21 protein-coding genes and 1 pseudogene are annotated in these 22,165 nt (G+C 66.6%); 8 read left to right on the top strand and 14 right to left on the bottom strand.

Annotated elements, in window-relative coordinates; all coding sequences use genetic code 11:
- Positions 1-13: 13 nt before the first annotated feature.
- From B3T77_RS14085 to B3T77_RS14065, 6 genes and pseudogenes are all read right to left on the bottom strand, one after another.
- Positions 14-1,711 (bottom strand): MFS transporter, encoded by a 1,698-nt coding sequence (locus B3T77_RS14085; RefSeq protein WP_292080439.1) that lies wholly within the window; start codon positions 1,709-1,711, stop codon positions 14-16.
- Entirely contained in the window at positions 1,711-2,286 is a 576-nt protein-coding gene (locus B3T77_RS14080; protein ID WP_055805788.1) for a TetR/AcrR family transcriptional regulator, read from the bottom strand. Before B3T77_RS14080 ends, B3T77_RS14085 begins: the two co-directional genes overlap by 1 nt.
- Before the next feature lie 46 nt (positions 2,287-2,332).
- Positions 2,333-2,842 (bottom strand): GNAT family N-acetyltransferase, encoded by a 510-nt coding sequence (locus B3T77_RS14075; protein WP_292080436.1) that lies wholly within the window; start codon positions 2,840-2,842, stop codon positions 2,333-2,335.
- Positions 2,839-3,504, bottom strand: coding sequence for a S46 family peptidase (locus B3T77_RS16330; protein ID WP_312185056.1), 666 nt, complete (start codon positions 3,502-3,504; stop codon positions 2,839-2,841). Before B3T77_RS16330 ends, B3T77_RS14075 begins: the two co-directional genes overlap by 4 nt.
- A 103-nt stretch (positions 3,505-3,607) precedes the next feature.
- Positions 3,608-4,843 (bottom strand): annotated as a pseudogene (locus B3T77_RS16325) (S46 family peptidase); the annotation flags it as partial.
- Positions 4,844-5,089: 246 nt separating this feature from the next.
- On the bottom strand, positions 5,090-7,183 hold the full coding sequence (locus B3T77_RS14065; protein ID WP_292080434.1) for a S46 family peptidase: 2,094 nt from the start codon (positions 7,181-7,183) through the stop codon (positions 5,090-5,092).
- 214 nt (positions 7,184-7,397) lie between these two features.
- Here B3T77_RS14065 and B3T77_RS14060 point away from each other — a divergent pair, with 214 nt between their 5' ends.
- Genes B3T77_RS14060 through B3T77_RS14050 form a run of 3 tightly spaced genes read left to right on the top strand, consistent with a single transcriptional unit; the run spans position 7,398 to position 10,361 of the window.
- The gene (locus B3T77_RS14060) at positions 7,398-8,570 is read left to right on the top strand and encodes an ABC transporter permease (RefSeq protein ID WP_055805778.1); all 1,173 of its coding nucleotides are present in this window, start codon (positions 7,398-7,400) and stop codon (positions 8,568-8,570) included.
- On the top strand, positions 8,567-9,322 hold the full coding sequence (locus B3T77_RS14055; protein ID WP_039248125.1) for an ABC transporter ATP-binding protein: 756 nt from the start codon (positions 8,567-8,569) through the stop codon (positions 9,320-9,322). The genes B3T77_RS14060 and B3T77_RS14055 overlap by 4 nt, the downstream gene beginning before the upstream one ends.
- Before the next feature lie 34 nt (positions 9,323-9,356).
- On the top strand, positions 9,357-10,361 hold the full coding sequence (locus tag B3T77_RS14050; protein ID WP_292080429.1) for an HlyD family secretion protein: 1,005 nt from the start codon (positions 9,357-9,359) through the stop codon (positions 10,359-10,361).
- Between the two features lie 9 nt (positions 10,362-10,370).
- On the opposite strand, the gene B3T77_RS14045 is transcribed toward B3T77_RS14050, so the two are convergent.
- A complete protein-coding gene (locus B3T77_RS14045; protein WP_292080427.1) occupies positions 10,371-11,168 on the bottom strand; it encodes a crotonase/enoyl-CoA hydratase family protein in 798 nt (265 codons plus the stop codon).
- Positions 11,169-11,284: 116 nt separating this feature from the next.
- Complete coding sequence (locus B3T77_RS14040; RefSeq protein ID WP_017505113.1) at positions 11,285-11,437, bottom strand: hypothetical protein; 153 nt, start codon at positions 11,435-11,437, stop codon at positions 11,285-11,287.
- A 155-nt stretch (positions 11,438-11,592) separates the two neighbouring features.
- On the opposite strand from B3T77_RS14040, the gene B3T77_RS14035 reads away from it, so the two are divergent.
- Together B3T77_RS14035 and B3T77_RS14030 are read left to right on the top strand one after the other, a co-directional pair.
- Positions 11,593-11,814 (top strand): DUF1289 domain-containing protein, encoded by a 222-nt coding sequence (locus B3T77_RS14035; protein ID WP_174086589.1) that lies wholly within the window; start codon positions 11,593-11,595, stop codon positions 11,812-11,814.
- Positions 11,815-11,889: 75 nt separating this feature from the next.
- The gene (locus tag B3T77_RS14030; protein ID WP_292080424.1) at positions 11,890-12,405 is read left to right on the top strand and encodes a retropepsin-like aspartic protease family protein; all 516 of its coding nucleotides are present in this window, start codon (positions 11,890-11,892) and stop codon (positions 12,403-12,405) included.
- Here the strand turns inward: B3T77_RS14030 and pgsA are convergent.
- The 6 genes from pgsA to B3T77_RS14000 form a co-directional block, all read right to left on the bottom strand.
- A complete protein-coding gene (gene pgsA, locus B3T77_RS14025; RefSeq protein ID WP_026108402.1) occupies positions 12,402-13,046 on the bottom strand; it encodes a CDP-diacylglycerol--glycerol-3-phosphate 3-phosphatidyltransferase in 645 nt (214 codons plus the stop codon). The two genes, B3T77_RS14030 and pgsA, sit on opposite strands and share 4 nt — an antisense overlap.
- A gap of 44 nt (positions 13,047-13,090) precedes the next feature.
- The gene (locus B3T77_RS14020; protein WP_055753092.1) at positions 13,091-13,714 is read right to left on the bottom strand and encodes a carbonic anhydrase; all 624 of its coding nucleotides are present in this window, start codon (positions 13,712-13,714) and stop codon (positions 13,091-13,093) included.
- A gap of 21 nt (positions 13,715-13,735) precedes the next feature.
- Positions 13,736-15,616, bottom strand: a complete 1,881-nt coding sequence (gene uvrC / locus B3T77_RS14015) for an excinuclease ABC subunit UvrC (protein WP_292080420.1) — start codon at positions 15,614-15,616, stop codon at positions 13,736-13,738.
- A gap of 16 nt (positions 15,617-15,632) precedes the next feature.
- Positions 15,633-16,079: a DMT family transporter gene (locus tag B3T77_RS14010; RefSeq protein WP_153925329.1), complete on the bottom strand. Its 447-nt coding sequence runs from the start codon at positions 16,077-16,079 to the stop codon at positions 15,633-15,635.
- On the bottom strand, positions 16,076-16,684 hold the full coding sequence (locus B3T77_RS14005) for a hypothetical protein (protein ID WP_292080417.1): 609 nt from the start codon (positions 16,682-16,684) through the stop codon (positions 16,076-16,078). The genes B3T77_RS14010 and B3T77_RS14005 overlap by 4 nt, the downstream gene beginning before the upstream one ends.
- Before the next feature lie 204 nt (positions 16,685-16,888).
- Complete coding sequence (locus tag B3T77_RS14000; RefSeq protein ID WP_292080415.1) at positions 16,889-17,359, bottom strand: NUDIX domain-containing protein; 471 nt, start codon at positions 17,357-17,359, stop codon at positions 16,889-16,891.
- Positions 17,360-17,604: 245 nt separating this feature from the next.
- Here B3T77_RS14000 and B3T77_RS13995 point away from each other — a divergent pair, with 245 nt between their 5' ends.
- The 3 genes from B3T77_RS13995 to folB all read left to right on the top strand — a co-directional run bounded on the left by B3T77_RS13995 (position 17,605) and on the right by folB (position 22,113).
- Positions 17,605-20,682, top strand: a complete 3,078-nt coding sequence (locus B3T77_RS13995; protein ID WP_312185054.1) for a TonB-dependent receptor — start codon at positions 17,605-17,607, stop codon at positions 20,680-20,682.
- 267 nt (positions 20,683-20,949) lie between these two features.
- Positions 20,950-21,711, top strand: a complete 762-nt coding sequence (locus B3T77_RS13990) for an SDR family oxidoreductase (protein ID WP_292080413.1) — start codon at positions 20,950-20,952, stop codon at positions 21,709-21,711.
- Between the two features lie 3 nt (positions 21,712-21,714).
- On the top strand, positions 21,715-22,113 hold the full coding sequence (folB, locus tag B3T77_RS13985) for a dihydroneopterin aldolase (RefSeq protein ID WP_292080411.1): 399 nt from the start codon (positions 21,715-21,717) through the stop codon (positions 22,111-22,113).
- Positions 22,114-22,165 lie beyond the last annotated feature (52 nt).

Below are 22,165 nucleotides of genomic sequence, written 5' to 3'. Positions count from 1 at the left end.
TGTGGGTCTCGGTTCAGTCGGCGGCGGCGACGGCGGCGCTCTGGACCGCAGCGTCTGCATTGTTGTTCTTGGCGTCGCGGCGCGCCTTCCAGCGCGGCCGCAGGTGGGTGACGGTCACCCAGGCGGAGCCCAGGGCCGCGATCACGGCGATGACCAGAAAGACGTCGTTGTAGGCCAGCACATTGGCTTGTTGCGTCACCTGACGGCCAAGCAGAACGGCGCCTTCGGCGTTCGCCAGTGCGGGGTCCGTTATCGTCGAAGCATAGGCGCCCGACAGTTGGCGCAGCCGCAAGGCGACCTGCGGGTCCAGCGCCGAAATCCCCGCCGCCAGCTGGTTGGAGTGGTGTTTCTCGCGGATGATCTGGAGCGTTCCGGTCAGGGCCGATCCCGCCAGACCGCCGACGTTCTGAAGCACGCTGAACATGACGATGAAGCTGATCAGGTTCTGCTTGCCCTGGGTCAGCACCTTGACGATGCCGATCATCAGCGCCGGGCCGATGAACATGGCTGAGGCGAAGGCGATCAGGGCTTGGCTGAAATACAGCTGCGCCGGGCGCGTCAGGACCGTCGAATGGCTGTCGATCCAGGCACCGATCGCGATCAGCGCCAGGGCGATGGCGATCGGCTTGTTCAGCTTCTCCATTTTCAGGGTGAAGGCGCTGACCAGGGTGCCGGCGATCATCGACAGCAGGATGACGACGAACAGGCCGTGAAGCTGATCCGGCCCCAAGCCGACGACGGTCAGGAAGCCGACCGCGCCGGACGTCTGTTCCGACAACACGATGCGGATCAGCAGGATCGCCCCGAACAGGCGCAGCAGGTCCGGTCCGGTCAGCCAGCGGGTGTTGATCAGCGGGTTCTTGCGATTGTGTTCGACCAGGAAGGCGGCGGTCAGCAGGATGACGGAGCCGATCAGAGCCCAGCCGATCCAGGCGGCCTGCGTCCACCAGACGATCCGCCCCAGGCCCAGGGCCGCGCACAGCAGGGCCACGCCTGGCGCAAACAGGGCGAAGGTCAAAAAGTCCAGCCGGTCGAACACCCGCAGCCGCTCGGACGGCGGCAGCTTGACCACCTGCACCGCGCCCCAGGCGACCAGGCACAGGCCCAGCTCGAACAGATAGAAGGCGCGCCAATCGCCCAGCTGGAGCAGGCCGGGCATGACGAGGCGCGAAATCGGCACGGCGAAACTGGCCAGGCCGATGCCGATGATCAGCCCCTTCAGCCGGTGTGCGGCCGGGAAGGCCTGGATGATGTAGAGGAAGCCCAGGCTGGAAAGACCCGCACCCGCCATGCCGGCGATGGCCCGGACCAGCAGGGTCGATTGATAGTTGTCGACGAACAGGTGGGCGGCGCAGACCAGCACGAAGGCGCCCAGGAAGATTTGGGTGAACAGGCGCAGGCCGTACTGCATCCGGAACTTGACGAGGATCAGGTTCATGCAGGCGTTGGTCATGACGAAGACGACCGGCAGCCAGGCGGCCTCGGAAATCGTGATCCCCAGCGAGCCTTGCAGGTTCTGGATGTTGGCGGTGACCGCAGCGTTGCCCAGCGATCCGACCATGGCGACCAGCAGGCCGGTCAGGGCGTACTGGATTCGCATCGGCCAGGCGTGATCGGGCGTGGCGGGCGAGCCGGGCATCATCGGCCGCTCGTGCGGCTTCAGCGTCTCGACATACTGTTCCCAAGGCAGGTGCCAGTTGTTGCGGGCCATCAGCGCGGCCCCCCTCGAGGTCTCAGCCCGTCCAGAACAAGCGCGCGGGTGCGCAGCGACACGGCCTGACGCTCGGCTTCGTCTGCGCCCTGAAAACCGGCGCCCAGCAGGGTGGCGATCAGACGGATGTCCATCGGCCGCAGATCCTCCCTCACCAGGCCGGCGGCCTGGGCCCGCTTCAGCGGTGCGGCGCCCGCCTCCATCAAGCTCTGCCGCAAGGGGGTAAGCGCATCTGGCGACCGCACGTTCCGCACGACGCCGGCCAGTCCCGCATTGCGCACCATGTCCTCGGCCAGCCGGTCCAGAAACCAGAAGAAGGCCTGCGGATCATCGCCCTGTTCGGCGGTGCGCCGACCCAGGTCTGCGACGTCGGCCTCCAGCACCGCCAAGGCCAGTTCCGTGCGGTCGGAGAAGTGCCGATACAGGGTGCCGCGCCCCACACCGGCCCGTTCGGCGATCAGATCCAGGGGCGCATCCAACCCTTGGCTGGCGAAGACCGCGCGCGCGGCCTCCAGCACCGCTGCCCGGTTCAGAGCGGCGTCCTTGCGGACAGGTTTTTCGGCAGGGCGCGTCATGGTGAGGCGCGTAAATGGACACGACTGTCCGTTTTGCAAGGGGCGGCTAGAGCGCTTTTTTCAGCACCGCGAATTCCAGCTCGGGTCGGGGCGGAGCGACGGGGAAGGGGCGAGTCTCGCCGGTGGGGGCGTAACCGCGTCGTTCGTACCAGGCGATCAGTTCGGTCCGGCGGTGGATGACGGTCATCTCCATGCGGCGCGCGCCGAAACGCGCGATCGCCTCGCTTTCGGCGGCCGCGAGCAGACGACGGCCGAGGCCGGACGCCTGCAAGGTCGGCTCGACCGTCAGCATGCCGAGATAGGCCAGGTTGTCCCCGGCGCGGGCGACCTGGACGCAGCCGATCAGCGCGCCGTCGCGATGGGCCAGCAGGATGACCCGGTCGGGATCGGCGATCAGGGCCGACAGCTCCGCCGCGCTGGTGCGATCATCGAACAGCAGCTCGGCCTCGTGCGTCCAGCCGGCCTTGGCCGTTTCGCCGCGATAGGCGCGCTCGATCAGCGGATGCAGCGAAGCGACGTCGTCGGGCGTCGCCGCGCGGATGGCGATCTGCGTCACCGGCTGACGCCCAGCTCCGTCAGCAGATGATCCATCCCATAAACGTCGCGCAGGGCCACGGTGACGGCCTGGGTGGTGACGATCACGCTGCGGTTGGTGTTGCGGTCATAGCCATAGGCGTTGCGCTGGGTCAGGACGGTGGAATCGAAGTTTGCTCCGATGATCTCGCCCCGGGCGTTGACCGCCGGCGAGCCGGACGAACCGCCGATGGTGTCGGTCGAGACGGCCATGTCCATCACCGCGTTCGGATCGATCCGGTCCTTGGCGGCCATCAGCTTGGGCGCGACCTTGAACGGTTCGGCGCCGGTGGCGCGGTCCCACAGGCCAGCGAAGGTGGTGAAGGCGCCGAAGCGCTGGCCGGGCACGTCGGAGCCTTCGACCTTGCCATAGGTCAGGCGCAGGGTGCCGGTGGCGTCGGGATAGACGGCGTCGCCATAGGCGGCGAAGCGGGCGGCCGCCAGCTGTTCCGACGCGCGGTCGGTCGGGGCCTTGACCTTATTCTCCCATTCGGTGCGGACGGCGCGGGCGTCGGCGTCGATCGACAGCACATACTGGATCATCGGATCGTCCGACGCCTGAACCGCCGCCAGGCCGCCGGTCCACAGGGCGCGACGCACGGCCGGATCGACCAGCTTGGTGCCCGATACGACGCGGGCCGACAGCTCTTCGGGGCCTTCCTTGCCCAGCAGGGTGCGAACATAGGGGCCTGTCCACAGTCAGCCATTCGCGCGTCTTGGACAGCCACCATTCCAGCCGGATCTGCTCAAGCTCGGGATAGGTGGGCCGCTCGGCGAACAGGCCGGATTCGACGCCCGGCAGGCGGCTGTCGGCGAACTCGGCCAGACGCTGGTCCGACGGCTTGACCCGCTCCTGCGCGCCGCGCACGATGGCCTTGGCCCACTGGAACAGCTGCGATCCGCCGGCGACCGAGGTGGTGCCCAGGCCAGTGCCGCCTTCCAGCAGGGCGGTAGGGGCATAGAGTTCGCGCGCGATGGGCTGGACCGCTTCCAGCGCACCCCAGGGATCGGGACCATTGCCGTTGGCGGCGGCGTAGCGTTGCATGAAGTCGACCTCGGCCGCCGCCTTGGCCTGGATGAACTGGGCGTCGGTCAGGGCGCGCATCCGGCCCAGGCCGCGCTTGTACGTGTTCTCCACGCCCACGATCGGGTCCATGGCGATGAAGGCCTGGTCTTCGCCTTCCTCGGAATAGCGGATCAGACGGCCGCGCAGTTCCGAGGCGATCAGCTGATCCAGCGGCAGGACCACGTCGCGGATCGTGGCCAGTTGATCCATCGTCAGCAGGCGCTGGGTCGCGCCGGGATTTCCGGTGATGAAGACGGCCTCGCCCTCGGTCGGCTTGTCGGCGTTCCAGGCGAAGTGGACCGGCGTCTCGACCGGTTTGCCGTCCTCGTACAGGCGGATGAAGGCCGCATCGATGGCGAAGCGCGGGAAGGAGAAGTTGTCCAGATCGCCGCCGAAGGTCGCGGCGCGATCTTCCGGCGCCCAGGCCAGGCGCACATCGCTGTATTTGCGGTATTTGTAGAGTTTGAACTGGCCGCCCCGGTACAGGCTGACGACCTGGCAGCGGATTTTGGGATCGTTTCCGCAGGCTTCGGTCTCGATCCGCCCGGCCTCGGCCTCGCGCGCCTGGGTGAAGGCCTGGCCCTCAAGCCCTTCGCCGGCCTTGTGCATCCGCTCGGTGACGTCGGAGATGTCGGTCAGGATCTCGGCCGTGGCGCCGGGGCATTTGCGCTCTTCCTCGCGCGTCTTGGGCGTGAAGCCCGTCTCGCCGTACTGCTGCTGCGGCGTGGACAGGTTGGCCACGCAGGTGGCGACGCAGTGGTTGTTGGTCATCACCAGACCCTGGCCCGACACCACGCCCGCCGAACAGCCGCCGAACTTCACCGACGACAGCCGCACCCGATCCAGGAAGGCCTGATCGATATTGGTCCCCAGCGTCTGGTTGGCGCGGGCGATGGGGAAGTTGTCGTAGGTCCACATGCCTTCCTCGGCGCTGGCCGAGGTGGCGGCGGCGAAAGCGAGAACGGCGGCGGAGGCGAGGAGAAGAGGGCGCATGGAAAACTCCTGATCCTTCTCCCCTCGGGGGAGAAGGTGAGCCCAAAGGGCTCGGATGAGGGGGCTCTGTCCGCATTCAAAATGGAAAAAGGGGGCCTGGGTCGACCAGCCCCCTCATCCGTCTCGCTTGCGCGAGCTGCCTTCTCCCCCGAGGGGAGAAGGATTTTCAGCTTAGCGACGCACGCCCAGTTCGCGCAGCAGGCGCGGCTGGTTGTAGACGTTGCGCAGAGCCTCGGTGATGGCGGCGGTCGAGACCGTCACCGTGCGGTTCAGCTCGGGGTCGTAACCGAAGCTGCCGCCCAGCGAGTGGATGTTCCCGTCGAAGGCGGCGCCGATGACTTCGCCCTTGGCGTTGATCACGGGCGAGCCCGAGTTGCCGCCGATGATGTCGTTGGTCGAGACGAAGTCATAGACGGTCGACTTGTTGACCTTGCCCTCGGCCGCCAGCCAGTCTTCGGCCGCGTTGAAGGGCTCGGCGCCGGTGTTGCGCTCGTACAGGCCGCCGATCTGGGTGAAGGGTTCGACCGTCACGCCGCGATAGGTCCAGCCCTTCACCTGACCGTATGACAGGCGCAAGGAGAAGGTCGCGTCGGGATACAGGTTGGTGCCGTAAACCGCGAACCGGGCCTGGGCGATCTTTTCGCCGGCGCGGCTGGTCGGGCCGGACACGGCCGATTCCCACTGGGTGCGCACGGCCTGGGCCGCATCGTCATTGGCCAGGACGAACTGGATCAGCGGATCGCCCGAGGCGGCCAACTGCTCCGGCGTCATGGCCAGGGCCTGGGCGCGGAAGGCGGGCTCGGCCAGGCGCGTGCCGTCGACCAGACGCTCCGCGATCTGCTCGGGGCTTTCCTTGCCCAGCAGCGCCTTCACGTTCGCATTGTCGACCGTCAGATATTCGCGGGTCTTGGACAGCCAGAAGTCGAGATAGATCTTCTCCAGATCGTTCGAGATCGGCGTCTCGGTCGCCAGGCGACGGCCCAGCGAGGCGATGTCGGCGTCCGAGTAGCCGGCGCGGCGTTCAGCGACGGGCTTGGCGCGTTCCTTGGAAGCGCGGACGATGGCCTTGGCGTAGCTGTACAGCGACGAGCGCTGACCGGCCGCCGATTCCAGTTGGCGATAGGGCAGATACAGGTCGCGCTGGGCGCTCGAGGCGCGTTCCAGATCGGCCCACGGATCGCCGATGCGTTGAGCCAGGGCCGGGTCGGCGGCGACGCGCTGGCGCAGCTCCTGCTCTTCGCGGCGCTTGGTGGCCATGAAGGCCGGGTCGGTCAGGGCACCCTGCTGGCCGTAGTTGACCTTGAAACCGTTCTCCAGGCCGAAGATCGGATCGACCGAGACGCGCTTGGCCTCTTCGCCGGTGGTCGAATATTCCAGCAGACGACCACGCAGTTCCGACGTCTGGATCAGGCTGATGGGCAGTTGCTGGTCGCGCAGGGTTTCCAGCTGGGCCACGGTCAGCAGGCGCTGGGTCGAGCCGGGGTTGCCGGCGACGAAGGTGACGTCGCCTTCCTTGGGCGCATTGGCGTTCCAGGTCAGGTGGTTCGGCGTGGCGACCGGCTTGCCGTCCTCGTAGATGCGCAGGAAGCCGGCATCCAGGGCGTAGCGCGGGAAGTTGAAGTTGTCCGGGTCGCCGCCGAAGAAGGCCGCCTGGAATTCGGGCGCGAAGACCAGGCGCACGTCATCGTATTTGCGGAACTTGTAGAGCTTGTACTGGCCGCCGCGGTAGAAGCTGATGACCTGGCAGGTCAGCTTTTGGTCGTCGCCGCAGGTCTCCTTCTGGATCTTGTCGATCTCGGCGGCGCGGGCCTGGACGAAGGCGGCGCCTTCAAGGCCGGCGCCGGCGCCGGTCACGCGGTCGGTGACATCGACGATGTCCGTCAGGATCTCGGCCGTCTGGCCGGGGCACTTTTTCTCTTCCTCACGCGTAGCGGGCATCCAGCCGTTCTTGACGTAGTCGTTCTGGGCCGTGGACAGGTCCTGAACGCACGACACGACGCAGTGGTGGTTGGTCAGCACCAAGCCTTCGTTGGACACCAGCGAGGCCGAGCAGCCCTGCAGGCGGACGGCGGCGTTGCGCACGCGGTCCAGCCAGGCCTGGTCGATGTTGGTGCCGTACTTCTCGTTCACCGTGGCGATGGGAAAGTTGTCGAAGGTCCACATGCCCTCGTCGGCGCGGGCGGAGGTCGCAGGCGCGGACAGGACGGCGGTGGCGGCGCCGAGCGCGGCGAGCGAGGCGGTGAGACGAAGCGAGGGCAAGGACATGAAGGCGTGTTTCCCGGAGCGTGGGACGGCCTGTCCCATCTGTTATGTTGTAACTAGCGCCGACGAAGGGTGGGCGCCAAGAGGCTGTAAGGCCCTTAATCCCCGGATTTCGAACCCGCAACGATAACGGTTCACAAGCCTTACCCCGATTTAACTTGGCGGTGAGAGGGCGCACGGTCAGATAGGCGCAAGTACCGGGGGTTTATCGACGACCATGTCGCTTGCGCTATCTACGCTGCTTTTCGAGTGGCGCCGCTATATGGCGGCGGTCATGGCCCTGGCCCTGTCGGGTCTGCTGGTCCTGGCGATGACGGGTGTCTTCATCGGCATCGGCAAGGGGTTCACCGCGACCATCGAACGGTCGAACGCCGACATCTTCATCATGCAGCCCGGCGCCAAAAGCCTGATCGGCGGGCCGTCGGGCGTGCCGCGCCGTTTCATTCCACTGGCCTACAACCACCCCGAGGTGGTCGAGGTTATGCCGCTGGACGGCGCCGGCGGCACCTTCCAGAACATCAAGAACGTCGATCCGACCAAGAGCCAGGCGGACAATGCGTCGCAGGGCGCGCCGCGTCAGAAGTTCGTCCAGGCCAGCATCATCGACACTCGTCCTGGCTCGGTGACCATCCCGACCGACTATTCGCAGGAACTGGTCGATGCGCTGCGCCAACCCTACACCGTGGCGGTCGATGAGACGGCCCTGACGACCCTGGGCGTGAAGCTGGGCGACAAGGCCCTGTACAACGGCCAGACCGTCACCGTCGTCGGCGTGACGCGCGGCTATCCCAATATGATGCAGCCGGGCGTGGTCATGTCGCGTGACACCCTGCGGATGCTGGGCCAGGCCGACACGGGTCCGCGCGTCGGTCCTTTGATGGTCAAGCTGCGAGATCCGGCCCGCGCGCCCATCGTGGTGGCCCAGCTGAACGCCATGGGCGCCGGTCAGTGGAAGGCGTGGACCAAGCAGCAACTGGCCGACGCCAACGCCGGCGCCATGTTCGAGGAAGGCATCCTGGTCATCATCATCGGCGGCTGCGTCGTCTTGGGGATCATCATCGGCGTGGCCATCACCTGGCAGACCCTGCGCGGCGCCATCATGGCCAATATCAAGGAGTTCGCCTCTCTGCGGGCCCTGGGCGTCAGCATGGGGTCGTTGCGTCGGATCGTGGTCGAGCTCAGCTTCTGGGTCGGCGTCGTCGGCGTCATCGCGGCCATCGTCTTGACCTGGCTGGTGTCGCTGCTGGCGATGATGGGGGCGGTGATCATCGCCCTGCCGCTGTCGCTGCTGATCATCGTCGGCATCGGCCTGATCGCCATCGCCATGGTGTCCGGCCTGCTGTCGCTCGGCATCCTCAAGAACAGCCAACCGGCGGACCTGCTGCGATGAACGTTCATACAAAGGTTCACGGCAAGCACGGCGACTTCGCCATCGAGGCCAAAAGCCTGGTCAAGCGGTTCAAGTCCGGCAAGGCTTGGGTCGATGTGCTGAAGGGCGTCGATTTCGATGCGCGGCATGGCGACCTGACCATGGTCATGGGGCCCTCCGGCTCGGGCAAGTCCACCCTGATCGCAGCCCTGTCGGGCCTGCTGAAGCCCGAAGAGGGCCGGGTGGACGTGCTGGACGTCGACGATCTGTGGAAGCTGTCCTCGGGCCGCATCGACAAATTCCGCCTGGATAACTGCGGCTTCATCTTCCAAGGCTTCAACCTGTTCCCCGCGCTGACGGCGCTCCAGCAGGTCGAGACGGTGCTGAAGTTTCAGGGGCTGACTGCGGGCCAGGCCAAGAAGCGCGCCACGATCGCCCTTGAAGAGGTCGGCCTGGGCCACCGTCTGCACCAGCGGCCGGCGGCTTTGTCGGGTGGTGAAAAGCAGCGCGTCGCCATCGCCCGCGCCCTGGCCAAGGACCCGAAGATCCTGTTCGCCGACGAACCCACCTCGGCCCTGGACGGCGAAAACGGCCAGGTGGTCATCAAGCTGCTTCGCCGCGCCGCCACCGAACACGGCGCCGCCGTCATCTGCGTGACCCACGATCCGCGCCTGGAGGCCTGGGCCGACCGGGTCATCCACATCGAGGACGGCAAGATCCTGGACGACCAGCGCCGCATCCCCGATCCGAACGCCATCCTGGCGTCCCACTAACCGACACGACGATTTCCCTTAGGACGACACGCCAATGCCCGGCTTTCTGAAGAAAAAACGCACCTGGATCGGCCTGCTGCTGGTGATCGTGCTGGCGGTCGGCTTCATGCTGTTCCAGTCCGCCGCCAAGACCAAGAAGGCCGAGCAGGAGAAGGCGGCGGCGACCAAGGTCGACAGCCCCTATGCGGCCATCGCCAACGGCAAGGTCGACGTCGAGGGCGGCATCATCCAGATCGCGGCCCGTCGCGGCGGCATCGTCCGTGACGTCCTGGTTCAGGAAGGCGATCGCGTCGTCGCCGGTCAGATTCTGGCCCGTCAGGAAGACGACGAGGCGCGTCTGGCGGTGCAGGCTGCGGCGGCGGCCGTCAGCCAGGCCGAAAGCCAACTGGCCCAGATCCGCGTGGACATCCGCACCGCCCAGCGCGAGCAGGAGCGTCTGCAACGCCTGGTCGCCACCAACTTCGTCGCCGCCCAGCGCATGGACCAGGCCCAGGACGCCATCGCCACCGCACAGGCCCGGCTGGGGTCGCAGGTCGCCGCCGTCCAGACCGCACGCGCCCAGCTGGATCAGGCCCGCTACAATCAGGAACTGACGGTCATCCGCGCCCCGACCAACGGCCGGATCGTGCGCCGCTACGCCAACCCCGGCGCCGGCGCCTCGACCCTGAACGTTTCCAACATGTTCGATCTGGAACCCGACGCGCCGCGCATCGTCCGCGCCGAGGTGGTCGAGAGCGACCTGCCGAACCTGACCGACGGCCAAGCCGTGGAAATCAGCCCCGAGGGCGACGCCAGCAAGGTCTATATCGGCGCCGTGATGCGTCGGGCGGCGGTATTCGGCGCGCGCAAACTGGCCTCCGACGACCCCTCGCAGCGCAGCGACGAGCGGGTGGTGGAAGTGGTCGCCTCGGCCGGCGATGCGCCCCTGCTGATCGGACAGCGGGTGCTGGTCAAGTTCATGAAGCCGGGCGAGACCGCCGGGGCCAAACGCGCGGTCGCCGCCGGCGTCGGGCCCGGCGAGGCCATGAAGACGAAATAGAACGTCGGATCAGCGGCCGGTGAAATCGCCCGGCCGCTTTTCCAGCACGGCGGCGACGCCTTCCTGATGATCCTCGGTCAGGTGGGCCAGGGCCTGCATCGCCGCCGACATCTCCAGCATTTGGTCGAAGGTCGTGTCGCGGCCCTGACGCAGCAGGGTCTTGGCCATGCGCAGGGCCTGGGGCGGCTGGGCCGCGACCTGGGCGGCGACAGCCAGGGCCTCGGTCACCAGGTCGTCGTGCGCGACCACGCGGTTGACCAACCCCCATTCGGCGGCCGTCGCTGCTTCGATGGAGCGGGCGGTGAACAGCAGTTCGGCGGCGCGGGCATAGCCGATGTTGCGTGGCAGCAGCCACGATCCGCCGTCGCCGGGGATGATGCCCAGCTTCAAGAAGGGCACGCCGAAGCTGGCGCGCTCAGACGCGATGCGGATATCGCCCAGCCCCGCGATGTCGCAGCCCAGGCCCATCGCCGGCCCGTTGACGGCGGCGATCAGCGGAACCTCAAGCCCATACAGCGACCGCACGATCCGGTGGACGACGCGGCGATAGCGTTCGCGGATGGCGGCGCCTGAACCCTCGAACAGGTCGCGCCTATCCCGCATCGCCGTCAGATCGCCGCCGGCCGAGAACGCCCGCCCGGCGCCGGTCAGTACGACGCAGCGGATCGACGGATCGGCGTTGACCCGCTCGCACGCCGCCGCGACCTCGTCGCCGTCGCCCAGATCGGGCAGGGCGTTCAGCCGCGCCTCGCGATCCAGCGTCCATATCAGGATCGCGCCCCGCTTCTCTTCGGTGATCAGGCCCATGCTTCGTCTCCGTCTTCACGCCCGTCATCGACCGCGAACGCCGCGTCAGGCAAGTCCGGAATTGCAAAAGCCCCGGCGAGACCGGGGCTTCTTCAGGCTGAGGGCCGAGCGGGCCGTCAGCGCTTCTTGATCGTATAGGGTACGAAGTTGGACGGATGGCTGACCACCCGGCCCGAGTTCGACGGCATATGCCGACTGTTGACCAGCATCCCGCCCCAAAGAGCGAAGGACATCATGGCGTGTTGGAGGTTACGCTCCTTATCGTTCATCTTGGCGTCTCCTTTCGCAGAACGATGAAAAGAGACGCGTCGTACCAATGGGATTCCACCGTCAGTCGTTCGCGTCATCAGCCGATATAAGACAGTTTCGTGAATTTGCAACTTTATTCGTCAGGAGTCGGAGTGATTTTCGCCACTGTGTCACAATGAGCGCGACGACCCCGAACCGGCCCGGACCGCCAAAGGCCATCGCCACGCCCTGCGTCATGGTGTGCGCGGTCGACGGCGAGAGCGGCCTGTGCCTCGGCTGTTTTCGCACCCTGAAGGAGATCGCCGGCTGGCGGGCGCTGAGCGACGCCGAGCGCGCGACGGTCATGGCCGACCTGCCGTCGCGCCGTAGTCAGGTGGATCCGGCCAAGCTGGGCTAGCGCGGTTCGCGGCTTAAGCTTTCGTCAGCCACGTCGTTTCACCCCATCCCAACGCCCCGCCTTTAAGACAGAGGCATGGTTCGCATCGATACCCAGTCTGTCGTGGTCCTCGGCTTCGCGCTCATGGCGTCGTTCGGCACGGCCCTGACGATCCGCCATCTGGAAGGCGACGGCATGGCCCAGGCGGCGACGCCGGTGGTCGAGGCGGCGGTGGGCGCCTCCGGAACCGACGCCCAGGTGGTCAAGGGTAGGGACGGCCACTACTGGGCCGAGGCCAATATCGACGGCAAGGCGGTGCGGGTGCTGGTGGACACCGGCGCCAGCGTGGTCGCCCTGACGCGCGCCGACGCCCTGAGACTGGGCGTCGATCCCGAACCCGAAGCCTTCACCGGCAGGGTCCAGACCGCATCGGGCGTCGTGCGCGCCGCGCCGGTTCAGCTGAAGACGATCTCGGTCGCGGGTGCGCGGGTGGACCGGGTCGAGGCCCTGGTGGTGGAGCAGGGGCTGGAATACTCCCTGCTGGGCATGAGCTATCTGGGCCAGCTCTCCGCCTTTTCCGCCACGCCGGCCGGGCTGACTCTACGGCCCTAAAGGTCGCGCATCTGGCGACGGGCTTCGCTGAAATACTGCCAGCCGGTCCACAGGGTGATGATGGCGGCGAACCAGATCAGGAAGATGGCGAAGGATTCGAACGCCGGCTGCCAGGCCAGCGGCGATCCGTCGTCGTTCTGCAGGCCCAAGGCGCCCCACAGCAGGGTCAGCTGAAGCGCGGCGAGCGCCACCATCTGCACCGTGGTCTTCCACTTGGCAGCCAGGGTGACCGGCAGTTCGATGCGGCCGGCCATCGTCTCGCGCAGGGCGGAGACGGCGAATTCGCGGAACAGGATCAGGCCGCAGGGCAGGGCGATGCCGGGCAGGGATCCCGAGGCCAGGACGCCCAGGATGGCGCCGGTCACCAGCACCTTATCGGCGATGGGATCGAGAATGGCGCCCCAGCGCGTGGTCGCGTTCCAGCGCCGGGCGAGGTAGCCGTCGACCCAGTCGGTCGAGGCGGCGATGACGAAGATCCAGAAGGCCCAGACGCTGAACCGCCCTTGCGTTTCCGGCGACAGCCAGGCCTCCAGCGCGCCCGGCGCGGCCCCGGCCATCATGGCGAACATCACCACCCCGGCCGCCAGGCGCAGCCCGGTCAGGATGTTGGGAATGGGGTTGGCGCGGTGGGCGGAGGTCATCGTCATGTCCGTTGCAACGCGCCGGGTGTGGCACGGTTCGCCGCTCAATCCAACGGTTCGAACCGGGGCTTGTCGGTCAGGGCTGTGAGCGCCCCCTCGGCGATGCCGAAGTGCAGGCCGCTGAGCTGAAGCTCGCCCTTGGCTTCGCGCTCGGCAATCCAGGGGAAGGTGCGCAGGTTCCGGATCGACAGCCGCACGATGGCCTCTTCGGCGGCGCGTTCCAGCTGGTCGGGGGCGACGGTTTCGGCGACGTGCTGGACGACGGGCGCGCCTTGAGCGATCCAGGGGGCGACAAAGTCGGCGACGATTTCTGGGGCGCCGTTGATCATGGCGTTGACCCCGCCGCAGTGGGCGTGGCCCATGACCACGATCCGCTTGACGCCCAGCACCTTGACCCCGAACTCCAGCGCCGCCGACACGCCGTGGAGCTTGCCGTCCGGCTCGTAGGGCGGGACCAGATTGGCGACGTTGCGCACGACGAACAGCTCGCCCGGCTTGGCGTCGAAGATCAGAGCCGGATCGGCGCGGCTGTCGGAACAGGCCACGATCAGGGTGTGCGGCTTCTGGCCCTTGGTCGCCAGGGTTTCGTACTCGGCGCGGGCCGTCGGCCAGTGCTCGGCGCGGAAGCGGCGATAGCCGGCGGTCAGTTCGTCTTCGATGTCGCTCATGGTCGGTGTCTTAGCTCCGGCTCAGCTTTTACGGAAGAAGGCGTGGATGCGCTCGGCGAGGGGTTGGTTGATGCCGTCGACCTTGACCAGGTCGGCCAGGGAGGCGCGGCTGACGCCCTTGGCCGAGCCGAAGGCGTGCAGCAGAGCCTTCTTGCGGCCGGGGCCGACGCCTTCGATCTCGTCCAGCGGGTTCTTCTTGATGTCCATCGAGCGGCGCTTGGCGTGGGCGCCGTTGGCGAAGCGGTGGGCTTCGTCGCGCAGCCGTTGGAGGTAGTAGAGGGCCGGCGACTTCAGCGGCAGCATGAAGGGGGCCTTGCCGGGCATGAAGAACTTCTCCAGCCCCGCGTCGCGATCCGGCCCCTTAGCCACGCCGACGACGGTGATGTCGTCCAGCCCGCCCAAGTCGGCCATGACCGCCAGCACCTCGGCCAACTGTCCCGCGCCGCCGTCGATCAGCAGCAGGTCAGGGCGCACCACGTCTTCGCCCTTGGCCTCGCCTTCCTCCTCGTCCTTGATCAGGCGTGAGAAGCGACGGCGCATCACCTCGCGCATCATGCCGTAGTCGTCGCCGGGCGTCAGATCCTCGCCCCGGATGTTGAACTTGCGATACTGCGACTTCTGGAAGCCCTCGGGGCCGGCGACGACCATGCCGCCCACCGCATTGGTCCCTTGAATGTGGGCGTTATCGTAGATCTCGATCCGTTCAGGTCGGCTCTCCAGTCCGAAGGCCTCGCACACCTCGTCCAGAATCTTGCCCTGCGCCGAGCTTTCGGCCAGGCGCCGGCCCAGGGCCTCGCGCGCATTGGTCAGGGCGTGGTCGACAAGGGCCAGCTTCTCGCCGCGCATCGGTCGGACGATCTCGACCTTGCGATCCGCCTTCATCGAGAAGGCCTCTTCCAGCAGTTCCAGCTCGTGCGGGCGCACGTTGGACAAGATCAGGCGCGGGATCGGTTTGTCCTCGTAGAACTGGCCCAGGAAGGCGGCCAGGATCTCGGGATCGGTGTCGGTCTTGTCCACGCGCGGGAAATAGGCGCGGCCGCCCCAGTTCTGGCCGGCGCGATAGAAGAAGACCTGGACGCAGGCCTGGCCGCCGTCGGAATGCAGGGCGAAGACGTCGCCTTCGGCGACGCTGTCGGCGCTGACGGAGTTCTCCATCGCAATGGCCGACAGGGCGCGGATGCGGTCGCGCACGCGGGCGGCCTGTTCGAAGTCCATCTCGTCCGACGCCGCCTGCATCTCCTTGGACAGGCGGCCGATGACGGCGCGGGACTTGCCGCGCAGGAACTGTTCGGCCTCGGTGACCAGTTCGCCGTAGTCCTCGAGGCTGATCAGGCCGGTGCAGGGGGCCGAGCAACGCTTGATCTGGTGCAGCATGCAGGGGCGGGTGCGGGTCTCATAGACGCTGTCGGAACAGGAGCGCAGCAGGAAGGCCTTCTGCAGGGTGTTCAGCGTGCGATTGACTGCCCAGGTCGAGGCGAAGGGACCGAAATAGTCGCCGGGCGTGGTGTGGGCCCCGCGATGCTTCCTGACTTGGGGCGCGCGGTGGTCGCGGCGGATCATCAGTTCGGCGAAGGACTTGTCGTCGCGCAGCACCACGTTGAAGCGGGGCTTCAGCTTCTTGATGAAGTTGGATTCCAGCAGCAGGGCTTCGGTCTCGGTGGCGGTGACCACCAGCTCCATCGACCGGGTCTGCGACACCATCAGGCCGATGCGCTGGGTGTGAAAACGCCCTTGCGCATACTGGACGATGCGCTTCTTCAGTGACTTGGCCTTGCCGACGTACAGGCACGACCCGTCCTCGCCATACATGCGATAGACGCCCGGCTTGTCCGGCGCCCGGCGCGCCTCGTCGGCGATCAGGGCGGCGGCTTTCAGTTGGGAATCAGGCGTCTCCTCGGTCATCGCGCCCGATATAGGGTCAAGAGCGCCGGACCAGAAGGACGCCAGCCAGAACAAGCCCCACCCCGGCGACGCGACCGATATTCAACGGCTGGCGCGGCACGCCCAGCGCCCCGAAATGATCCAGCGCCAGGCTGAGCAGCAACTGGCCGCCGACCATCAAGGTGATGGTCATGGCCACCCCCAGGCGCGGCACGCCCCAGGCGGCCGCGACTACGAAACAGGCGCCGTAGGCCCCGCCCAGCCAGGCGTACCACGGCAGGGCCCGCGTCGCGGCCATGTCCGGCCGGGTGTGCAGGATGGCCGCCAATATCCCGAGCACCGTCGTCCCGACCGCGAATGAGATGAAGGCGGCGTTGACCGGCGAGGCCACCGCGGTCGCCAGCCTGGCGTTGGTCGGGGCCTGAAGCGCGGTGGCGCCGCCGGCCAGGATGACGACGAGGATGGCGAGCAGGGACGGGTTCATGGCCCTTGGCTAGCATGGCTTTCATGGCTTGCAGAGGGCGGCGTGCGGCGCTGGGCGCGGCGCAGGCGGCGACGCTCGGCCCGGTTAAGGGGCGCGCCGGATCGGCTTAGCTCGTCCGAAGATAAAACAGGGTGCAATCGGTGCACTTCGCCGGGTTCGGACCCGGCGTCGTCCGTCGAAAGGCGGGCGGCGGGCGCGTCGGTTCGATCAGACGGTCGGGGCGAAAAATCAGGGTGCATTGTGTGCACATCGCCGGTCGCCGACGCCATCGACGACAGGGCCTCGAAAATCTTGAGCCAGCGCTGGGCCTCGGTCGCCTCGCCGTCCATCAGGGCCAGTTGCAGGCGACGACGCGCCGTGTCGGCCATGTCGGAAAAGGCGACATCCTTGACCGCCTCCAGCTCAAGCGCGGGATCGTACAGGTCGGGATCGTCCTGATCTCCGCGCCGCCATTCGCCCTTGCGGGCGCGGATGCGAAAGGCCGACAGGCCCAGGTCGTAGCGGCGGCAGACGATCCGCGCCGGCTTGCCCGCCAGATAATCGTCGCGGGCCAGGTCCCAGATCTCCTGCGAGCGGACGCGATAGACGGTGGCGGCTTGGGTCATGGGCGGACGCTGCCACGCGCCTGCGTCAGATGCGGACGCACAAGGTCTCCTCCCTGCGGAGCGGGGAGGGGGACCGCGCGAAGCGTGGTGGAGGGGTTTTTGAAGTCCCACGGGCGGCTGTGGTTGCGGTGCAGAGCCCCTCCGTCACGGCGCAAGAGCGCCGCGCCACCTCCCCGCTGCGCAGGGAGGAGACGGCAGCGGGCCTCACCAGTCCGGATCGACCGGGGCGCCGTCGAAGATTTCGGCCAGACGCGCGCGACAGCCCCGGTTCACGTCGTCGGGCAGGGCGGAGGGCGAGAACCAGCCGACCTCGGCGATCTCGCCGTGGCTGGTGCGCCGGCCCGCATCGAAGGCGTCGATGCGGAAGACGGCGACGTGATCGCCGGGAAAGAACCGCTCGTTGGAATGGATCGAGACCAGGCGCGGCGCCCCGCGCGCGACCAGACCGGCCTCTTCACACAGCTCGCGCACTACGGCGGCGTGCGTCGTCTCGCCCCGGTCCACCCCGCCGCCCGGCAACCACCAGCCCTTGAGATAGGTGTGCCGCACCATCAGCACCCGCCCCTGCGCATCCACCGCCACCGCCCGCACGCCCAACGTCTTGCCCCGCGTCAGCCGCGACCAGACGAAGAACAGCGGGCGGGTGAAGGGTTCGACGTGGATGCGCCAGGTCATGGGTGGGCCAACTCTATGGAAATCCGGCGTGTTTGAGCCCTAGCGTATCCATTTGGGGTGGCAAACTACGCGAAATATCAATCCGTTATAACGTTGCAATCCGAAGTGTGGCTTATGCGTGGCTATATTGGCACGGCGTGACGCTGTTTTATGACGGCCGTGTAATAATCGTGGCGAACGCGGCGCGTCTGCTTAGGCTCCCTGTCATCGCACCCGCCCTGGGTGTGCGTCGGGCGCCCATCGGCATGGGGATGTCGATCGGTCGTCGGGCTCTTTTCAAGGAGGGGTTCGTTTTGAACAGTCGCAGTATCCGTCAACGCCTTTTGGCCAGCACCGTCGTAGGCGGCGCCTTGCTGGCCGCGATTCCCGTCATGTCGCTGGTCGCTTTGCCGAGCGTGGCGCACGCGCAGTCTCAGACGGGCGCGCTTCGCATTTCCATCCAGGCGGGCGGTCAGCCCGTGGCTGGCGCAACGGTGACCGTTAATTCTTCCGTCAGTTTGGTGACGCGAAGCGGGGTGACGGACTCTGCCGGTTTCGTGCGCCTTTCGGGCCTGGATCCCGCGATCAACTACTCCGTCAATGTCGTCGCGCCGGGCTATGATGCCTTCACCGCGAACAACGTCGCCGTTGTAAGCGGCCAAGAACGCTCTCTAGGCTATGTCCTTAAAGGGGGCGACGTCTCGACTCTGGGCGATATCGTCGTGACCGGCACGTCGCTGGCCTCGGTGGACGTCACCTCTGCGACGGTCGGAACGACGTTGACCCTCGGCGTGGTGGAGTCGCTGCCGACGGGACGCAGCTATCAAAGCTATCTGCAATTGGTGCCCGGCGTGAAGCCGTCAAGCGGCGGTAACCCGTCCTCTCGCTCCGGCATCAACTATTCGGACATCGGCGGTGCGACCGGCACTTCGACCGACAACGTCTACTATCTGGACGGCGTCGACGTGACCGACCCGTCGACCGGAACGTTCGGGTCCAACTTCAACTCTGAAATTATTCAGGAGCAACAGGTCATCGTCAGCGGCGTGCCCGCAGAATACGCCGGTGGTTCCGGTCTGATCTCGCGCGTCGTCACCAAGTCCGGCGGCAACGAGTTCCACGGTTCTCTGAACTACTACTTCCAGAACGACGGGTTGGTGGCCAAGGACGAGCACACCACTTCGGGCGGCTTCTCGACCTATGACACCGCCGCGACTCTGGGCGGGCCGATCATCCGCGATCGTCTGTGGTTCTATGGTTCGTACCAGAAGAAGCACCGTGAAGATGAGGTTCTGGACGTCAACAGCGGCAACGTGCTGCGCACCGTCACCAATGACGGCGAATACACCTTCGGCAAGCTGACCTGGCAGATTACGGACGATGATCGTCTGACGGCCAGCTACTTCGAGGATCCGACCAGCATCAGCGGCTCCAGCTCTTCGGCGACCTTGAACAATCGAGATGTGGCGCAGGAACAGGGCGGCAAGAACTATAAGGTCGAGTACGGCCGCACCTGGGGCGATCTGCAACTCGGCGCCTATTGGTTCCGTCACGAAGGCGAAGTCACGACGAGCGCTGCGGACCAGTCGGTGCGTGACACCGTCACCTTCCGGAACTCGGCTGGATCGACCCTGGCTCAGCGTCAACTGGGTGGCGCAGGTTCGAATCTGGAAACGCATCGCAATCGCGACGAGTTCGGCCTGAACTTCGAATATTATCTCGACACCGCGTTCGGCAGCCACACCTTCAAAGGCGGCTACATCAACACCGAGAACGTGTATGAGGAAAACGGAACTGTTCCGGGCGGCGTGACCTATCAGTCGCTGGCCCCGATCTATTCGGGCACGACCTACCTGGATTACACGACGGCCAGCGGCGCGAACGCATGGACTGGTCGGGCGATCGTGCAGGCCGACAATGCGCGGGTTCTGGCCGCGATTCAGGGCAATGCCACGGCGCGTGCGGCGGTTGACACCAACCTGGACGGCACCGTCTCCCAGGCTGAGTTGAACGCCTATCGCTTCACCAATACGGCTGGCGCGCCCTACGGCAACGTCAACGTCTATCGGGCCCTGCGGACCATCAGCGCCCCTTACGAGGTCAAGAGCGAAGGCCAGAGCCTGTATTTGCAGGACACCTGGACCCTTAACCAGTTGACCGTCAACGCCGGCGTTCGAGCCGAGAAGTGGGAGCACTTCGCCTCCGACGGCTCCAAGACGGCGACCTTCGACTGGGAATATGCGCCGCGTCTGAGCGTCGTCTATGACGTGCTCGGAGACGGTCGTTCGAAGGTGTTCGGTTTCGCGGGCCGTTATTACGATCCCATCCGCAACAACATGTCGGACTTCGCGGGCGCCCTGACCGGGCCGGTCGATGAAGAGCAGATCAACATCAACGGCACCTGGGTCACCTTCCGGACCCGCGGCGGCGCGACCACGCCGGACGCCTTGTTCTCGCCGGCGACCAAGACGCCCTACACCGATGAGTTCATGCTGGGCGCATCGACCACCTTCGGCTCCAGCGTCGGCCTGACCGCGACGGTGACGCGTCGTGAGACGCGCGACATCCTGGAAGACTTCGATCTGACGCTGTATTCCGACCCGACGCTGACGGCCGCCACGGCGCCCTTCGGTTACGCCTATCCGGGATCGTTCTACTATCTGCCGTATTCATACTTCGGCTACGCGTCCAAGCCTAACTCGAACTATGTCATCGGTACGCTGCCGGGCGGAGAGCGCAACTACACCGGCTTCGAAGTCACGGTCACCAAGTTCAAGACCGACAACTGGCAAGGGCAGGCGTCCTATACGTACAACAAGGCCGAAGGGAACTCGAACTCCGACTCCAACGCCGACTTCCAGGGCGACTGGATCGCGCTCGACCCCCGCGCGCCGAACATGTACGGACCGCAACCCGGCAATATCGAACACCAGTTCAAGGCCTATGCCTCGTACGACTTCAACTTCGGTCTGCAGGTGTCGGGCGTCTTCAACTGGAACAGCGGCGCGCTCTATACGCCGGCGCAGTTGATCAGCGGTCGCTATCTGCCGCTGATGGACAACGGCTCGACGTCCGGCGGGGTGCAGGACACCTTCGTTCTGCCGAACAACGTCGGCTCGGCGACGGGTCCGTCGTATTACACCTTTGATATGCGCTTCCGCTATCAGCGGCCGTTGCCGATCGGAAACGCCGAACTGTTCCTGGACATCTTCAATATCCTGGACAACCAAGCCGCTACCGCCGAGCAGAAGCTGGTCGCGGGCAGCGGTCAGTACGCCTTCGGCGAAGCCAATGCGTGGGTTCAACCGCGTCGTGCCTATCTGGGTGTTCGCTACACCTTCTGATGGATGTCGGAGCGGGCGTCGCGGCTTGCCGTCGACGCCCGGCCTGACTTCAAACCTCATCTGCGGCGGCCGGAAGCGTTCCGGCCGCCGTTTCTTTTGCGTCTCGCGGGGCGACGAAGATCGGGTCCGGTTGTCGTTCGGCTTGAACCCCGCCCCATCCCGCTCTAAGCCAAGACGGACAACAGGAGCATTCCATGCTGGCTCTAGGCATCATCTTCGGCTTTATCGCCGTTCTGGCGGCGTTCAACGTGTTCGAGTTCGGTCGGGTTGACTGAGGCGGCTGCTCGCTTTGAGCGGGGCGTCGCCCTGGTCACGGGCGGGGCGCGGCGGATCGGGCGGGCAATCTGTCTGAAGCTGGCCCAGGCCGGCTTCGACGTGGCGATCCATCATCATGCGTCGGGCGACGACGCCCGGACCCTGGCCGAAGAGATCGCGGGCCTGGGACGGCGCGCGTGCCTGTTGCAGGCGGACCTGACGGACGAGGCCAGGGTGCGGGCGCTGATCCCCGCGGCGGTCGAGGCGCTGGGGCCGGTCAGCGTGCTGGTCAACAACGCCTCGGTGTTCGAGGACGACCGGATCGGCGAACTGACGCGCGACAGCTGGGACCTGCATCTCGACACCAATCTGAGGGCGCCGATCGTGCTGGCCGAGGCGTTCGCCGCCCAGGCTGTCGAGGGCGCCATCGTCAATCTGCTGGACCAGAAGGTGCTGAAGCCGGATCCGCGCTTCTTCTCCTACAGCCTGTCGCGCAACGGCCTGTGGTGGGCGACCCAGACGCTGGCCCAGGCGCTGGCGCCGGGCATCCGGGTCAACGGGGTGGGGCCGGGGCCGACCCTGCCGTCCATCCACCAGACGCCCGAAGAGTTCGCCGCCGAGGCGCGCGCCACCCTGCTGGAAACACCCGGCAGCCCCGAGGCGGTGGCCGAGGCGGTGCTGTGGCTGATTGACGCCCGGATGGTCACCGGCCAGATGATCGCCGTCGACGGGGGCCAGCATCTGGCCTGGCGCACCCCCGACATCCAGGAGTAGCGCGTGGTTTCCTCTCCTCTGGCGACACCGGCTCCGGCGGACGAGCGGCTGCGTTTCAAGCGGCTGAGCGTGTTCGTGCGCGGGCTGGAGGTCGAGGCCGGGATCGGGGTCTATGACCACGAGCAGGGGCGGCTGCAACGGCTGGTGATCGATGTGACGCTGGAGTTGGAGCCAGGCCCCATCGAGCGGCTGGGCGACACCATCAACTATGAGACTGTGGCGGACGCCGCGCGCGCCATCGCCGCAGAGGGGCATGTGGGGCTGGTTGAGACCTTCGCCGAACGGCTGGCGCGGGCGTGCCTGGAGGACGGCCGCGTGCAGCGCGCCACGGTGCGGATTGAAAAGCCGGGCGCCCTAGTGGCGGTGGCGGCGCCAGGCTGCGAGATCGTGCTGGGGCGGTAAGGGCGGTTGCTTCGCGCCGCGCCGACCGCCATTGTCGTCGGCAGATTCCAGC

This window comes from Brevundimonas sp. UBA7838 (assembly GCF_002500885.1).
GTDB lineage: Bacteria > Pseudomonadota > Alphaproteobacteria > Caulobacterales > Caulobacteraceae > Brevundimonas > Brevundimonas vesicularis_C.
Note: the sequence above shows the minus strand (reverse complement) of the source record. Positions and strands in the feature narration are given on the sequence as shown.

Bases quoted from the DNA above. Each gene is read 5' to 3' on its own strand.
- B3T77_RS14085 (WP_292080439.1), bottom strand. From the start codon at position 1,711: ATGGCCCGCAACAACTGGCACCTGCCTTGGGAACAGTATGTCGAGACG.
- B3T77_RS14080 (WP_055805788.1), bottom strand. From the start codon at position 2,286: ATGACGCGCCCTGCCGAAAAACCTGTCCGCAAGGACGCCGCTCTGAAC.
- B3T77_RS14065 (WP_292080434.1), bottom strand. From the start codon at position 7,183: ATGTCCTTGCCCTCGCTTCGTCTCACCGCCTCGCTCGCCGCGCTCGGC.
- B3T77_RS14060 (WP_055805778.1), top strand. From the start codon at position 7,398: ATGTCGCTTGCGCTATCTACGCTGCTTTTCGAGTGGCGCCGCTATATG.
- B3T77_RS14055 (WP_039248125.1), top strand. From the start codon at position 8,567: ATGAACGTTCATACAAAGGTTCACGGCAAGCACGGCGACTTCGCCATC.
- B3T77_RS14050 (WP_292080429.1), top strand. From the start codon at position 9,357: ATGCCCGGCTTTCTGAAGAAAAAACGCACCTGGATCGGCCTGCTGCTG.
- B3T77_RS14045 (WP_292080427.1), bottom strand. From the start codon at position 11,168: ATGGGCCTGATCACCGAAGAGAAGCGGGGCGCGATCCTGATATGGACG.
- B3T77_RS14040 (WP_017505113.1), bottom strand. From the start codon at position 11,437: ATGAACGATAAGGAGCGTAACCTCCAACACGCCATGATGTCCTTCGCT.
- B3T77_RS14035 (WP_174086589.1), top strand. From the start codon at position 11,593: ATGAGCGCGACGACCCCGAACCGGCCCGGACCGCCAAAGGCCATCGCC.
- B3T77_RS14030 (WP_292080424.1), top strand. From the start codon at position 11,890: ATGGTTCGCATCGATACCCAGTCTGTCGTGGTCCTCGGCTTCGCGCTC.
- pgsA (WP_026108402.1), bottom strand. From the start codon at position 13,046: ATGACCTCCGCCCACCGCGCCAACCCCATTCCCAACATCCTGACCGGG.
- B3T77_RS14020 (WP_055753092.1), bottom strand. From the start codon at position 13,714: ATGAGCGACATCGAAGACGAACTGACCGCCGGCTATCGCCGCTTCCGC.
- uvrC (WP_292080420.1), bottom strand. From the start codon at position 15,616: ATGACCGAGGAGACGCCTGATTCCCAACTGAAAGCCGCCGCCCTGATC.
- B3T77_RS14010 (WP_153925329.1), bottom strand. From the start codon at position 16,079: ATGAACCCGTCCCTGCTCGCCATCCTCGTCGTCATCCTGGCCGGCGGC.
- B3T77_RS14005 (WP_292080417.1), bottom strand. From the start codon at position 16,684: ATGACCCAAGCCGCCACCGTCTATCGCGTCCGCTCGCAGGAGATCTGG.
- B3T77_RS14000 (WP_292080415.1), bottom strand. From the start codon at position 17,359: ATGACCTGGCGCATCCACGTCGAACCCTTCACCCGCCCGCTGTTCTTC.
- B3T77_RS13995 (WP_312185054.1), top strand. From the start codon at position 17,605: ATGGGGATGTCGATCGGTCGTCGGGCTCTTTTCAAGGAGGGGTTCGTT.